The 14,716-nt window shown below is 60.1% G+C and carries 15 protein-coding genes; 8 read left to right on the top strand and 7 right to left on the bottom strand.

The window, feature by feature from the left end; genetic code table 11:
• Positions 1-292: 292 nt before the first annotated feature.
• Both RLCC275e_RS32785 and RLCC275e_RS32780 read right to left on the bottom strand, forming a co-directional pair.
• Positions 293-469 carry a hypothetical protein gene (locus tag RLCC275e_RS32785; RefSeq protein ID WP_165418945.1) on the bottom strand — a complete coding sequence of 59 codons (177 nt, stop codon included), beginning with the start codon at positions 467-469 and terminating at the stop codon, positions 293-295.
• 838 nt (positions 470-1,307) lie between these two features.
• Positions 1,308-2,393: an ROK family protein gene (locus tag RLCC275e_RS32780; RefSeq protein WP_033184279.1), complete on the bottom strand. Its 1,086-nt coding sequence runs from the start codon at positions 2,391-2,393 to the stop codon at positions 1,308-1,310.
• A gap of 124 nt (positions 2,394-2,517) precedes the next feature.
• On the opposite strand from RLCC275e_RS32780, the gene otsB reads away from it, so the two are divergent.
• The 7 genes from otsB (at position 2,518) to RLCC275e_RS32745 (ending at position 9,393) form a co-directional block, all read left to right on the top strand.
• On the top strand, positions 2,518-3,297 hold the full coding sequence (gene otsB / locus RLCC275e_RS32775; protein ID WP_171816990.1) for a trehalose-phosphatase: 780 nt from the start codon (positions 2,518-2,520) through the stop codon (positions 3,295-3,297).
• A gap of 199 nt (positions 3,298-3,496) precedes the next feature.
• Positions 3,497-4,381 (top strand): AraC family transcriptional regulator, encoded by an 885-nt coding sequence (locus RLCC275e_RS32770; RefSeq protein WP_033184281.1) that lies wholly within the window; start codon positions 3,497-3,499, stop codon positions 4,379-4,381.
• 214 nt (positions 4,382-4,595) lie between these two features.
• Positions 4,596-5,669 (top strand): ABC transporter substrate-binding protein, encoded by a 1,074-nt coding sequence (locus RLCC275e_RS32765; protein WP_171816991.1) that lies wholly within the window; start codon positions 4,596-4,598, stop codon positions 5,667-5,669.
• Between the two features lie 71 nt (positions 5,670-5,740).
• Complete coding sequence (locus RLCC275e_RS32760; protein WP_033184282.1) at positions 5,741-6,562, top strand: ATP-binding cassette domain-containing protein; 822 nt, start codon at positions 5,741-5,743, stop codon at positions 6,560-6,562.
• The gene (locus RLCC275e_RS32755; RefSeq protein ID WP_033184283.1) at positions 6,559-7,818 is read left to right on the top strand and encodes a sugar ABC transporter permease; all 1,260 of its coding nucleotides are present in this window, start codon (positions 6,559-6,561) and stop codon (positions 7,816-7,818) included. The genes RLCC275e_RS32760 and RLCC275e_RS32755 overlap by 4 nt, the downstream gene beginning before the upstream one ends.
• Positions 7,819-7,844: 26 nt before the next feature.
• On the top strand, positions 7,845-8,573 hold the full coding sequence (locus tag RLCC275e_RS32750; RefSeq protein WP_033184284.1) for an SDR family oxidoreductase: 729 nt from the start codon (positions 7,845-7,847) through the stop codon (positions 8,571-8,573).
• Between the two features lie 55 nt (positions 8,574-8,628).
• Positions 8,629-9,393: an SDR family NAD(P)-dependent oxidoreductase gene (locus RLCC275e_RS32745; protein WP_033184285.1), complete on the top strand. Its 765-nt coding sequence runs from the start codon at positions 8,629-8,631 to the stop codon at positions 9,391-9,393.
• Between the two features lie 176 nt (positions 9,394-9,569).
• Here RLCC275e_RS32745 and RLCC275e_RS32740 read toward each other — a convergent pair whose 3' ends face one another.
• Complete coding sequence (locus tag RLCC275e_RS32740) at positions 9,570-9,965, bottom strand: VOC family protein (RefSeq protein WP_033184286.1); 396 nt, start codon at positions 9,963-9,965, stop codon at positions 9,570-9,572.
• A gap of 94 nt (positions 9,966-10,059) precedes the next feature.
• Positions 10,060-10,482, bottom strand: a complete 423-nt coding sequence (locus RLCC275e_RS32735) for a hypothetical protein (RefSeq protein WP_033184287.1) — start codon at positions 10,480-10,482, stop codon at positions 10,060-10,062.
• Positions 10,483-10,602: 120 nt separating this feature from the next.
• On the opposite strand from RLCC275e_RS32735, the gene RLCC275e_RS32730 reads away from it, so the two are divergent.
• On the top strand, positions 10,603-11,202 hold the full coding sequence (locus tag RLCC275e_RS32730) for a TetR/AcrR family transcriptional regulator (protein ID WP_033184288.1): 600 nt from the start codon (positions 10,603-10,605) through the stop codon (positions 11,200-11,202).
• Positions 11,203-11,276: 74 nt separating this feature from the next.
• Here RLCC275e_RS32730 and RLCC275e_RS32725 read toward each other — a convergent pair whose 3' ends face one another.
• From RLCC275e_RS32725 to RLCC275e_RS32715, 3 genes are read right to left on the bottom strand one after another with little or no spacing between them, the layout of a single operon-like run.
• Complete coding sequence (locus RLCC275e_RS32725; protein WP_033184289.1) at positions 11,277-12,290, bottom strand: sensor histidine kinase; 1,014 nt, start codon at positions 12,288-12,290, stop codon at positions 11,277-11,279.
• Entirely contained in the window at positions 12,290-12,994 is a 705-nt protein-coding gene (locus RLCC275e_RS32720) for a response regulator (RefSeq protein WP_018070626.1), read from the bottom strand. Before RLCC275e_RS32720 ends, RLCC275e_RS32725 begins: the two co-directional genes overlap by 1 nt.
• 47 nt (positions 12,995-13,041) lie before the next feature.
• Complete coding sequence (locus tag RLCC275e_RS32715; protein WP_033184290.1) at positions 13,042-14,532, bottom strand: DUF4153 domain-containing protein; 1,491 nt, start codon at positions 14,530-14,532, stop codon at positions 13,042-13,044.
• Positions 14,533-14,716: the final 184 nt, after the last annotated feature.

Below are 14,716 nucleotides of genomic sequence, written 5' to 3'. Positions count from 1 at the left end.
TCACGCAAATCCTGATAAATCGGGTGATTTTGCGCAAATGATCGTGAGTCTGCTGATTCCGTCAAGCGATTTCTTGGTTAGCCAATGGATAACAGACAGGATTCGATGAAAAAATCATGTGGAATTCCGGAATCTTAGCGCCATTGTCAGCTGACAATGGCGCCATATCCCGCCTCCATCGACGGCCACCCTTAGCGCATCTGAGCATTTTTCAATACGGCAGAACGCCATTACCGACTCACTGGAAGACAACATCCACCGCTTGGGCATACCGGATCAGCCAATCCGTTTCTCATTTATAGGCAGACGAACGGCACAGATTTTCGGCTTCCAGCCCGCGGACGGATTCTCTGCCGGAGGCCTTGTCATTTGCGTCTTGGGTTTCGGCAACGCGGCGTGGCTGAGCAAGGCTCAACATTTGTTCGAGACGGCCGGCATTGAGCGGAGCGCCTATTCCCTTGAAGTTCATGATCCATCTTTCGTCTGCGCATCGATTGCGTGAAACCGTAGAGATAAGCGCAATTTTAACCTGCCGAGAACCGCCCGCCGGCGTTATCACCATCTTTTCCGATGCCACGCGGGAAAGGGGAGGGGAGACCGCCATCTCTCAAGCGCCGCTCTGAAATGCGGCCTTCGGCAGCGAGGCTCGCCGTCTCGGACCTCTTCCGCGCTCAGAGATCGAAGAGTGGCGCGCAGGAGCGGCCTGACATGCGAAAGGCCCCATCTTGCCGGCACCGGCGAAGCGGACTGTCTCGGATCATGCGGCATCGCCAGAATTCCGAGATTCCGATGTGGGTGTGACTACAGGGGAGCGTTGCTGCTGCGGACCATCGGGGGAGGGGACCTGCAGCCCGAATTTTCGTGCCGATCTAAGTCGGTGGAATATTGAGGGGCGGCCGGGTTGCGGTTCGTTTGTCCGGAGATCCGATAATCGCCAAGCCAGGTCGATGACACCAGTCTAATCACATGCCGGCAGTTGAGCGCGAATAGGGTTGTCGACATTCCGGGGCGTCATCAACCGCGACGATGAGAACAGCGCATGCTAGGCGAATCAGGTTTCGGCGGGTATCATCGACAGTGCCAGTAACGATCGTGCGTTAGCATCGCGCAGAAGTTTGTTGCTAGCCCGATGGACCAGATCTCACCTCCATGTCGCAAAGCTGCCATCTGTCCTAGCGGAACCTATTGGCGAGTTCGCTTCCGTCTACGGAATTCCTTCTTGTTTACCTGCTATTTACCATAATGGGGCACGTGGGCGGCCGATCCCGCGTTCCTTGCCCGAAGAGTTACGCGAGGCAGTTATTCCACTATCGCGCCTTCGCTCCCTCGCGATTGGTAAAATGAGCGTTGCCCAAACCTGTGCCGATGGTCAGCACCGCCCATCTCGACACGTCGTTCATAAAAGGAATCTGCGACAATCCCTGCACGACGGCGTCGTTGTGCATCATCACGAACGTGCTGTCGTCTCCGATCTCAGGAATGGCCTTCATTAGAGCGGCGGGAAGGTTGAAGCTGTCGCTCTCCCAGTTTCCGCCGGGCAGGTTCTGTCCGCCGCGTTCGATGGAGCCATCGGCTTTGATGATGCCGGGGCATGCGATCCCGATGATGGGCGCCGGCTTGAGATTGGCCTTCTCGGCCTTGCCGATCAGATCCCGCAACATCGCGGCCAACCTCTCGATGGTCGCAGTGCGGCTTGGCTCGTCGTCGGCATGGCGCCAGATGGCTGATTCCCAGACGCTCGCATCCGCAAAATTCGGCACATCGTCCTTGCCGAATTGAACGACGCCGGCACGAACATTCGTGCCGCCGATATCGACGGCGAGGATCGCTTCGTGGCCTTTGAACATCCAGCGCGGCATCAGGTGGACCGCGCCGATCAGTCCCGCCTCATCGGGGTGGTGAACGATCGGCACGACCTCGACATCGATGCCGGCCGCCTTGAGAATAACCATCGTCCTGGCGATCGTTAATTCGCCAAAGTGGCTCCGCCGGAAGCCGCCGCCAACGACGATGCGTTCCGTCTTTCCCCAGCGTTTGTCCTTCAGAAACTTGCCTATCACATCGGCAAAGTCCCGGGCAAAATCCTCCACGGCCCCCATGACCAACGCCGCCGCCGCCAAATCATCGCCCTTCAAAATAGCGTCAATTTTCTTCTTGGAGAGCTTCTCCGTCGCAATATTGCCAATCGGATCGTCTCCGACCTTGCGGATGCGTTTTCTCCAATCGTCGAGCTTCTGTTGGAACGTCTTCTTGTTTGCGTTGTCGCCAACGAAACCATCCTTGTCACGCAGTTCGTTGTTGTAGTCGTCGATCGTCACCAATGGCAGGTTTAGAGCGCCATGTGCCAGCGGGGCATTGACCTCATCACGGGGATCGGAACTGCTTTTAGCCATCAATGTACCTTCTACGGCGCGAGTGCTCGAACGGGCGGCGTGATACAACGCGGACTAGCCTCTGGATGTTCCGGAGTCTGAAAAGCGACCTTGTCCTCGTCGGCCGGCGACCTAGCTTCAATGGTTGCAGAGTTTGGAGAATGCCGTGCAGGATGACGACGCTACTCAGGAAATGCTTTCGCTGGTCTTGGAAGAGCCCGATCACTGGGCGATGTTTCTCGATATCGATGGGACGCTGCTCAATCTAGCGCCCACACCGGATGCGATCGAGGTCCCGGAGGCGCTTCCCGGACAACTTCATCGCCTGTCGAACAAGCTCGGCGGCGCCCTGGCACTGGTCACCGGACGATCGCTTGCCTATGCAGACGAGCTGTTCAAACCCTTTGCATTTCCGACAGCAGGTCTGCACGGCGCGGAAATCAGGAACGCCGCGGGAATGCAGACGGTCGAGGCGACACCTGAGTTTCAGGCGCTGAAGCATGCGCTGACCGCGGAAGCCGAGCATTATCCCGGAGTCTTGATCGAGGATAAGGGTGCGGCCGTTGCCGCCCATTATCGGCTCGCGCCCGAATATGAAAAAGTGCTTGAAGATCGCATGCGCCACTATGCGGAGGTCGCCGGGCCGAACTGGGCATTGCAGCTCGGCAAGATGGTATTCGAACTGCGTCCGGCACGGTCGAGCAAGGGCGATGCGCTGGAGCGGTTTTTCCAGTCCGACCCCTTCAAGAACCGCTGCCCGATTACGATCGGCGACGATCTGACCGACGAGTCGATGTTTGCGATCGCCAATGCGCGTGGTGGTGTTTCCGTGCGTGTCGGCGCGATCGGCACGCCAAGCTGCGCCACGAGCCGACTGTCTTCTTCTGCGCTGGTCAGAAATGTCATTGCCGCCTTGGCCGCCTGAGGCACGCTTGAATGATGTGCAATGCGAATTGCTGTCGTCTTTACGCCGGCTGCGCAGCGTCAATTGTCAAAAAAGTATCGGTTTTGACTGGGAATCGTGGTGGCGGGCGTGACACGAGCCCACTACACTCCCTTTAAACAATAAAGCCAAAAAGGGAATTTGGCTGGCGGGCCTGGAACCGTCCTCGGAGGAGGAAACAATGGAACCTGACTTGGAAGTCATTCAGATTCGGCCGGGCGAATCTTTCGCAACGAAGGCGCATGGCTATCCCTACCATACAGTTCGATGGCATTTTCACCCGGAATACGAACTTCATCTCGTCGTGGCGACAACGGGACGCTATTTCGTCGGCGACTTCATCGGCGAATTTGAGCCGGGCAACCTCGTACTTGCGGGGCCCAATCTTCCTCACAACTGGATCAGCGATGTCCCGAAAGGGTCGAGCATTCCGCTTCGATGCCAGCTCATCCAATTCAGCGAGAATTTCATCAGCGACACGATGAAGGTGCTCGCCGAACTCGGGCCCTTCGATCCGGTTCTTGAAGCCTCTCGCCGTGGCGTGCTTTTTGGCGCCGATACCAGCCGGCAGGTTGCGCCGCTGATGAACGAGGTGCAGCAGGCGCACGGTGTGCGTCGCATCGAACTCTTCATGATGATCGTCGGCCTGCTCAGCCGGGCGCAGGATTCCCGGCTTCTCGCCAGCCCGAACTATCTGCCCGATCCATCGGGCTACATGTCGGCCGGCATCAACAAGGCGCTCGCCTATATCAGAGAGAATCTGACGAAATCCTTTGACGAAGCCGATCTCGCGGCAATCGCCGAACAGTCGACCGGCGCCTTTTCGCGCGCATTCCGACGCCATACCGGCATGTCGCTGGTACAGTATGTGAAACGCCTGCGCATCAATCTCGCCTGCCAGATCCTGATGAGCGATGACCACGCATCGATCACCGATATCTGCTTCGAGGTCGGCTTCAACAATCTGTCCAACTTCAACCGGCAGTTTCTCGCGGAAAAAGGCATGACGCCTTCCCGTTTCCGGCGGTTGTTGGGTGACAATATCAACGTGGCAAAGGCGGCCTAAAATAGCCGAACAAGCACGGGACGAGGAGGACGAGGAGGAGGAACAAAAAAACTGACACTGACTTGAACGCGGGCGCGCGATGAGCGGCTCGCGAGCGGAGATGCTTGTCCTCAAAAACGTCAAACCACCGGGACAGGCGCGACCGTTCATTCAGCCGAACGGCCACAGCAGAACAGTGCAATCACGATTCTACACAGTTTTCCAATGGGAGGAGATGGAAATGATGAAATTCTCGACCAAGGCGGCAGGCGCTGCGGCATTTGCCCTAGCCTTATTGGGCGGTACTTCCGCCTTTGCGCAAACGGCCGTTGCGGATGCGACAGTGGCATTCCTCATGCCCGACCAGGGCTCGACCCGCTACGAGGAGCACGATCACCCGGGCTTCGTCGCGGAAATGAAGAAGCTTTGCGCTTCGTGCAAGGTTCTCTATCAGAACGCCGATGCCGATATCGCAAAACAGCAGCAACAGTTCAATTCGGCCATCACGCAAGGCGCCAAAGTCATCGTGCTGGACCCGGTGGATTCGGCGGCGGCCGCATCGCTCGTCCAGCTTGCACAGAGCCAGGGTGTCAAGGTCATTGCCTATGACCGTCCTATCCCGAAAGGCAAGGCCGATTTCTACGTCTCCTTCGACAACAAGGCGATCGGCAAGGCAATTGCGGAATCGCTCGTCCAGCATCTGAAGGCGCAGAACGTGCCGACCGATGGCGGCGGCATACTGCAGATCAACGGTTCGCCGACCGATGCGGCTGCCGGGCTGATCAAAGACGGCATTCACGAGGGTCTGGCGAGCGGCGGATACAAGACGCTTGCCGAATTCGACACGCCCAACTGGCAGCCCGCGAACGCCCAGCAATGGGCGGGTGGCCAGATCACCCGTTTCGGCAAACAGATCGTCGGCGTGGTCGCTGCCAATGACGGCACTGGCGGCGGCGCCATCGCAGCCTTCAAGGCGGCGGGTGTCGATCCGGTGCCGCCGGTGACCGGCAATGATGCGACGATCGCGGCACTACAGCTGATCATTGCGGGGGATCAGTACAATACGATCTCCAAGCCCAGCGAAATCGTCGCGGCCGCCGCTGCCGACGTCGCCGTGAAGCTCCTGGCCGGAGAAACGCCGAAGGCCGAAATGACGCTCTACGACACGCCGGCGCAGCTTTTCGTCCCTGCCGTCGTCACTGCCGAAAACCTCAAGGCCGAGATCATCGACAAGAAGATCAACACCGCCGAGGAGCTGTGCACCGGCCGCTATGCCGACGGCTGCAAGAAACTCGGTATCACCAAGTAATCGAGCCAAGGGAAAGCGCGGCCGGGCTACCGGCCGCGCTTCCGATTTTTCCTTTTTCGAAAGGCCAGGCGATGTCTGAAATCTCTCATACTCCTGACCCTTCCCGTCAGCCTGTCCTCAGTCTGCGTGGAATATCGAAGAACTTCGGGGCGGTGTCGGCGCTCACCGATATCGAACTCGATGTATATGCCGGCGAGGTCGTGGCGCTGGTGGGCGACAACGGCGCCGGCAAATCGACGCTGGTCAAGATCCTGGCCGGCGTGCACCAGCCAAGCTCGGGCACGATCCTCTTCGAGGGCAAGCCGGTGAACCTGCCGAGCCCAAGTGCCGCTCTCGGGCTCGGCATTGCAACGGTGTTCCAGGATTTGGCACTTTGCGAAAATCTCGACGTCGTCGCCAATATCTTTCTCGGCAAGGAGCTCAGCCCCTATCAGCTCGATGAGGTCGCCATGGAGATCCGTGCCTGGCAGCTTCTGAACGAGCTTTCGGCCCGCATTCCAAGTGTGCGCGAGCCCGTCGCCTCACTGTCGGGCGGACAGCGCCAGACCGTGGCCATCGCCCGATCGCTACTGCTCGAGCCGAAACTGATCATGCTCGACGAGCCGACCGCAGCGCTCGGCGTTGCCCAGACCGCCGAAGTGCTTGACCTCATCGAGCGCGTACGGGAACGCGGCCTCGCTGTCATCATGATCAGCCACAACATGGAGGATGTGCGCGCCGTTGCCGATCGTATTGTCGTCCTTCGGCTCGGCCGCAACAATGGCACCATGCTGCCCGACGCATCCAACGAGCAGCTCGTCAGCGCCATCACCGGCGCTTCTAACAATTCCGTCTCCCGCCGCGCGTCGCGCCGCCAGGCGCAAAGCCAACCGAACGAGGAGGGCAGGCCATGATGAAGTCCATCGAAAATGATCCGGCGGCACCGGTGCTGCTTGACCGGCGTGATGAGAGAGTGCGTCATGACGACAGTTTCGGCGGCTCGATCCAGGCCTTTTGGGATCGCATTCGCTCCGGCGATCTCGGTTCACTGCCGGTCATTGTCGGCCTGGCGATCATCTGGACGGTGTTCCAGGCGCTCAATCCGGTGTTTCTCTCCAGCGCCAACCTCGTCAACATGCTGTTTGACTGCTCGACGGTCGGCGTCATCTCTCTGGGTATCGTCTGTATCCTGATGGTGGGGGAGATCGATCTTTCCGTCGGCTCCGTCAGCGGCTTTGCCTCGGCGCTGGTCGGCGTCTTTTGGGTCAATCAGGGCTGGCCGGTGGTTCTCGCGGTCCTCGCCGCCATGATTGTCGGCGCCCTGATCGGCTCGCTCTACGCGTTTGTCTTCAACCGCTTCGGCATGCCGAGTTTCGTATCCACCCTGTCCGGGCTGCTCGCGGTTCTCGGCCTGCAGCTCTATATCCTCGGAGCGACCGGTTCGATCAATCTTCCCTATGGTTCTTGGCTCGTGAGTTTCGGCCAGATCATGGTCATGCCGGACCCAATCGCCTATCTGCTGGTGGCACTTGCCGGCATTGCCTACTTCTTCGCCAGCTACCGCACGTCGGCGCGCCGGCGGGCGGCCGGCCTGTCGGCGAAATCGGCCCGCGGGCTTCTCCTGCGCGCCGTCATCATCACACTCGCCCTGGAAGCTGTCGCGTTCTATCTCAACCAGTCGCGCGGCATTCCGTGGATGTTCGGCCTTTTCGTCGGGCTCACCGCCGCCATGAACTATGCGCTGACGCGCACCAAATGGGGACGCTCCATGCATGCCGTCGGCGGCAACAGGGAAGCGGCCCGCCGCTCCGGCATCAACGTCTCGCGCATCTATACGAGCGCCTTCGTCATGTGCGCTCTGCTTGCGGCAACCGGCGGCGTTCTCTCCGCCGCACGGCTGGCGACGGCAAGTCAGCAGGCCGGCACCGGCGACGTCAATCTCAATGCCATCGCTGCGGCCGTCATCGGCGGCACGAGCCTGTTCGGCGGGCGCGGCAGTGCCTATTCAGCCCTTCTCGGCATCATCGTCATTCAGTCGATTGCCAGCGGGCTGACGCTTCTCGATCTGTCGTCGTCGCTTCGATACATGATCACGGGCGCCGTCCTTGCCGTCGCCGTCATCGTCGACTCGCTGGCACGCCGATCGCGGATCTCGCACGGCCGGGCCTAAACCAACCAGGAAACCAGAGGAAGAAAATGGGACAGGATCTGTCTGGAAAAGTCGCGGCCGTCACCGGGGCGGCGTCGGGTATCGGCCTTGAATGTGCCAAGGCTTTGCTTGCCGCGGGCGCTCGGGTCGTGCTGGTTGACCGCAATGAAGACGCCTTGAAGGAAATCTGCTCGAAACTCGACGCGAGTGCCATTCCGTTGGTCATCGATCTGACCGATCCGAAAAGCGTTGAAGGGATGATGCCGCAAATTCTCGAAAAAGCGGGCCAGCTGGATATCTTCCACGCCAATGCCGGCTCTTACATCGGCGGTGAGGTATTGGGTGGCGACCCTGATGCCTGGGACCGGATGCTCAATCTGAACATCAACGCCGCCTTCCGTTCGGTGCATGCCGTTCTGCCGCATATGGTCGAGCGTAAGACCGGGGATATCATCCTGACGAGTTCCGTTGCCGGCATGATCCCGGTCGTCTGGGAGCCGATCTACACGGCCTCGAAACATGCCGTCCAGGCATTCGTCCATACGCTGAGGCGGCAGGTGGCCAAACATGGCTTGCGCGTCGGCGCTATCGCTCCCGGCCCTGTGGTCACGGCCCTTCTCAGCGATTGGCCGCAGGAGAAGCTGGATGAGGCGCTCGCGGCAGGCGGCCTGATGGAGGCGAACGAAGTGGCCGAAGCCGTACTTTTCATGCTGACGCGCCCACGCAACATTACGATCCGCGATCTCGTTATCCTGCCGCAGAGCGCAGACATCTGACGAAAGTGCGTCCGCCTTCAACACTCGCGGAACGCCCACTCAAGAGGAAACTGCCATGATCTTCGATAGATTTCGCCTGAACGGACAGGTGGCGCTGGTGACAGGCGGCACGCGCGGCATCGGGCTTGCCATCGCCGAGGCGCTCGGCGAGGCGGGCGCCAAGATCATCATCACCGGACGAAGCCGTAATACAGCGGCGGAAGACCGGCTTTCCAAGGCCGGCGTCGATTGCGATTTCATCGCTGCCGACCTGATGAAGGAAAGTGCTGCCGACGAACTCGTCGCTGAGACCCTTTCACGAGCAGGACGGCTCGACATCCTCGTCAACAATGCCGGCATCGCCATTCATGGCGACAGCGGCGAGTTCTCCGATGCCATCTGGCGGGAGATCATGACCGTCAATGTCGACACTGTCTTCCGCGCCTGCCGCGCCGCACTCGCTCCCATGCGGCGCCAGGGCGGCGGCGTCATCCTCAATATCGGCTCGATATCGGGCATCGTGTCCAACATTCCCCAGAACCAGGTCGCCTACAACACCTCCAAAGCAGCGGTCCACATGATGACGAAGAGCCTCGCCAGCGAGGTCGCCGCCGAGAACATCCGCGTCAACGCCATCGCCCCGGGCTATATCGAGACCGATCTGTCGCGCGGCGGCATCGACAATCCCGATTGGTTCCCGACCTGGCGCAGCATGACCCCGATGGGACGCGTCGGACAGCCGGAGGAGGTGGCGGGTGCCGCATTGTTCCTCTGTTCGGCAGCGGCAAGTTATGTCACCGGCGAAGTGCTGGTTATCGACGGCGGTTATACGACGCGGTGAGACGCGAAGACGAGATTGGGGGAGGGCGGCTCGCAGCCGCTTGGTCGGGGGTTTCTCCCCTGCCATCCTGCCGATTGTCCTCTGCGCGTGATGTTCTGAATGATTCGACACAGACGCCGACACTTCGCGAGTATCGGGGTGTTATCGTCACATACTTGCGCATTGAGAGCACATGCTCACGCCAGGCAATCGAGCATCCACTGGACGCCGAAGCGATCGGTGAGCTTGCCATAATAGCTTCCCCATCGCTGGACGGCGAGTGGTGTCGTGATCTTGCCGCCCTCGGCCAGCCGTGCGAAGAGGCTGTCGGTACTGTCGCGGTCGTCCATGATCAGCATGTGGGCGGAGCCTCGCATCGGTTCGGCATCATGATTGTCCGAGGCGAAGAAGAGAACATCGGGTCCTTCGAAGCGGGCGTGCATCACCTTCCCCCGCATGGCTTCGGTGGCAGCGGACATTCCGTCAGCATCGTGCCGCTTCAATTGCGTGACCCGGCCAAGCCCGCATTCGGTGTAGAAAGCAAGCGCTTCCTCGCAGCCGTTGGCGAAGAACAGGTAATTGGCAAGCTGCATGCCCTCACTCCCTCATGGCTCCGGACCACGGCGCCTTGGTGTCGCCGGCCCGGTCCTGCATCAAGTCCGAGATTTTGCGCCTATCCCGCAAGCATTACGCGCCGCCACCTCGGATAGCGCCGACAAGATCGGCATTGCTATAGCTGCGGCCGGCGATACCCCAGGCCCCTTCAGGCGCGTAGACGATGTTCGACCATATATGTTCGCGCTTGAGCCGGCCTTCGGCGGCCTGTTCGATCACATCGGCCGCTTTTTCGAAGAAGGACTGTTTTGCTTCAGCGCTCACCAGCGCCATCTCGGGCAGCTTGAGCTCGACGAAGGCTGCAGCGATCGGCTCTCCCGCAGCAAGCACATGCTCCCGCGGCAGCACGTTGATCGTACCGATAATATTGGCTGTCATGAAGTCATTGCCGGTCAAGCCGGCGGCATCGAGCACTGCCTCCGTCAATCCGGCAAAGGCTTGGGCCTGAGCCCGCTGCGAAAGCAGGCCTTCAGGCACGGTGAGTGTGATAGGCATCGTATATCTCCCTGTTTGAACCGTGACCGCTTCTGATATATACCGATCACTCTTTATGCATACACATCGATCACTCTCTTAGCAAGGCATAAAGAGCGATCGCTCTTAAAAGGGACATACATGCGATACAGTGCCGAACATAAGCAGGAGACCCGAACGCGCGTCATTGCCGCGGCTGGACGGGTTTTCAGACAGGAAGGCTATGGCGGCGCGGGCATCGATGCATTGACCAAGGCGGCAGGCGTGACCAACGGTGCCTTCTACGGACATTTCAAGTCCAAGGGCGAAGCCTTTCGCACCGCCGTGCTGACCGGCCTCGAAGAGCTGCGGCAAGGAATTGCGGCGCTAAAGGCCAGTCAACCGAAAGACTGGCTGACGACATTCGTCGGTTACTATCTCGGCTATAAAAGAACCTGCGATCTGGGCGAGAGCTGCGCTCTGCCGAGCCTTTCGCCCGACGTCATGCGCGCAGACGATGAAACACGAAGCGCCTATACGGCAGAACTCAAACGTCTCATCGAGGAAGTTGCGGTCGGCTTGCCGGAGGGTGAGATACCCGGTCAATCCAAAACACGCCGGGAAGACCAGGCGATCTTGCTGCTCGCCATGCTCAGTGGCGGTGTGACCCTCGCCCGCGCTGCTTCCGACCCGGCGCTGTCCAAACGCATTGCAGATGTCATCGCGCAGGCTGCACTGACGGCGATAGAGCCTGAAAACTGATCCACTCGCTTGAAGACATTGCCTTGCTCAGGGGATCGTCTTTCGGCGCAGTGCTCCCATCAGTCTCTGGAACGTCAGCTCGGTCCCGGGATGGTGATTTCGAACTCGGCACCGGCGCCGGTCGTCGGCAGCAGGCGGATCGTACCGCCATGGGAGCTCAGCATGGCGCGGACGATACCGAGGCCCATGCCGGTACCGCCGTGCTCGCGGCGGGTTGAGAAGAACGGCTGAAAGATGCGTTGGCGATTTGCCTCGGAAATACCGGTGCCGTCGTCACGGACGAGAATGACGGCTGTTCGGGCGTCGGCCGATACTCTGAGTTCCAACAGCGTGGCGCCGTGCTGAAGGGCGTTTTCGGCAAGGTTGGCAAAGGCGATACCGGCGGCCTCGGGAGGAAGAGCAATCGATATGTCCGTATCCCCTCGGCTGGAAATATTGAGGGCGGGAAATCTTTCGCGCAGTGAGGATATGGTGTCTGCGACGCTGCTGCTGCCCTCGGCCACCGACGATTCCGCCTGTGCAAGGTCCCTCAGCCGCTGCAGCAATGCATCGAGCCGGACGGCGTCGGCGACGATGTTGTCGAGAAAGTGCAAACGCTCAGCCTTCGTCATCGGCCTTTCCACGTCATCGTCGCGTAAAAGCTCTGCGGCTCCCCGGATGGCCGTCAGCGGCGATTTCAGCTCGTGGGAGACATGGGCGGCAAAGGAACTGATATATTCGGTGCGATCAACCAGTTTTCCGGCAAGATCGAGGAAGCTTTGCGACAGCAAAGCGATCTCGCGCGTTCCATAGCTTTCAAGCGGCCGGATCGCCGCCTTGCCGCCGCGGGCGATCTCGTCCGTGCGGGCGATCAAGGCGTCGATCGGTCCGGTGATCGTGCGCGTCAGCACATAGGCAACGCCAAGCGTCAGCAAGAAAGCGAAAGCCAGGGCAATGATTTCCGCCGGCGCCATCCGGTGCGAACTCGCCTCGACAGTGCGAAACCAGATGACGATCAGGACCGGCAGCGCCATGACGGCGAGAAGCACGGCATAGACGACCAGCGCCAGTGCCGGCCGCCATTTCGTCCTGACCTTCGGCGCCGGCATCAGGCCTGTCTCCCGATCTCGCTGCCGAGTTTGAAGCCGATCCCGTGAACGGTTGCGATGACCCCCTGGCCGCCGGCCGCCAGGAATTTGGCCCGGATGTTCCGGATATGGCTGTCGATCGTCCGGTCGGCGACATAGGTACCGGCGCCATAGGCCGCCTCCATCAGTTGTTCGCGGCTGAAGACCATATCGGGGCGCGACAATAGTGCATCCAGGATTGCGAATTCGAGCGCCGTCATGGCGATCTCGCTATCACGAAAAGTCACTGTCCTGGCGCCGCGATCGAGGCTGAGCGCGCCGGCGACAAGCGTGGCGTGGCGTCTCTCAGGCTCTGCCCCATTGCCGCTACGCTTCAAAATCGCCTTGACCCGCGCGATGAGTTCGCGCGGGCTGAAAGGTTTGGTGACATAGTCGTCCCCGCCGATTTCGAGACCCAGCACCCTGTCGATCTCTTCGTCGCGCGCCGAAAGAAACAGGATCGGCAATCCCGATGTCTTGCGGATCTGGCGGCAGACGTCCAGGCCATCCATGTCGGGCATGCCAATATCGAGGATGATGAGATCGATGCTGCCGCGGCGGAAGGCGGTCATCGCCTCGGTGCCGTTGCGGACTGCCAACCATGCCAGGCCGGCGCGCTCGAGGGCGAAGCAGATCACGTCGCGGATGTGAGGTTCGTCATCGACGACGAGAATGCGGGGCGCCATCCACCAGTCCTGCGTTGTTTGTCGCGCCTGTTGTTATCGTTCTCGTTCTATCTTGCAATGGGAGAAAGGAGATAGTTATCCAGTCGCGCAGACCGGAAAGTCCAGCTCCGCCAGTCGCGCCGGCGCATCTCAAAATTCCTGGCGAGGTAGTACCGAACTGTCACCGCTTGGCTCCTCTGGTCTATCAGATGTGTTGGAAGCTTGAGGAGATAGAGATCGAGCGCCGGGATGGCGGAAGGGCCGAGCGAGGAGAGATAATAGATATCGAGCGGCGGGCCTTCCTGGCTGATCTCCTGACTGTGGGCGACATTGAAGCGGGCGATGACATCAGGGAAATCGATGAGGGCGCTGATATAGAGCACCGCAATCAGGGAAGCGAGGTTCGCGGCGATCAGCCACTCGTTGGATCGGTTGAGTAGAATGCGCAGCAGGATCAAGGCAAGGCCGACAGCGACGATGCCCATCCAGAGACCTGCGGCAACACGCAGTTCCGTCAGCGAATAGGCTTCGACGTAAAGCTCGAGCCGCAGCATCGAAGACAGGCAGAGAAGGATGTTCTGGCCGATCCAGGCGTAGACGAGGCCGCGGATCAGCGGGCTTTTATCGCCGGGGCCGTCGGGTCGCATGGCAAGCAGGACGAAACCGGCTGCAAGAAGCGCTGTCGCAATCAGCGGATAGGCGCCGCGATGAGCATATTCGGCATGGCTCATGTGATCGGGCAAATCCGCGCCGCCCCAGAGATAGACGAGATCGAGAAGCGTCTGCACGGCAAAGAGCGCATTGAAGAGCAGCAGCGAGCGCAACAGAGAGGCATGGCCGAGCGGTGAATTTTTGGTCGGGACGATCATGAACGCCCTGGCGGCTTGCCACCTTGCAAATCGACGCTTCAGGCGTGGCCGCAGCAAAGCCCAGACCACAGCGGCAATCATTATCCAGAAGCCGATCCGCCAGGGATCGAGGAACTTCAGCAGAACGTCAAAACGGATGCTGCGCAGCGTGACCTCGATAACGGGATTTGCCGCTGCAAAGAGGAGCAAGAACACTGATGCGAGAATGAGCGGCATGACCCAGAGGCCGGCGCTCCGCCGGACTTCGGTGAGGGAGGAACGTTTCGCCGGTGTCGCAAGATATTTCCCGACATCCTCGGCAAGCCGCAAGGGAATGACGAGCGCGAAACGGGAAAACGCCAAAGGCAGGCCGGTGAGGCTGCGAGGCATGAGCTTGCCGCTGACGAGAGCCACCGACATCAGGGCTGTGAGGCAAAGGGCAAAGCCCATTGCTGACGGTGTTTCGAGCAGAGGCGCCGAAGCCGGGAGCGACAAGCCCAGGAGGAGAGCCGCCTTCGAAGGCGACAACTCCTTCGTGGCCGGCAGCAAAATGCCGGCGCAGACGGCAAGCGCAAAAAGGAAAAGGTTTATCCCGGGTTCCTGGCCAAAGATCAGAAAATCTGCCAGCGCCACGAGGCCAAGCAGCACGGCTATTCGGCCGGAATAGCGCCTGATGGGCATCGGTGCGGTCAGGCTGTCGGTTGTGTCCATTGCTGGTCCTCTCGCAAATGCCGCCCTTCGATCACGATGAGCATGCTTACTGAGACCTCCTCGATAGGAGCCCTCTGAGGCCGGCACGTCTCTGTCAGCCACCATCCGTCATTGCGGAGGCGGTCCGGCACGGCGGACGGTGTGATGCAGGGCGGGATGTCGTTCTTGCTCATGGCATAGGGAT

The organism is Rhizobium brockwellii (assembly GCF_000769405.2).
Classification (GTDB): Bacteria; Pseudomonadota; Alphaproteobacteria; order Rhizobiales; family Rhizobiaceae; genus Rhizobium; species Rhizobium brockwellii.
This window is presented reverse-complemented; position numbering and strand designations above follow the sequence as displayed.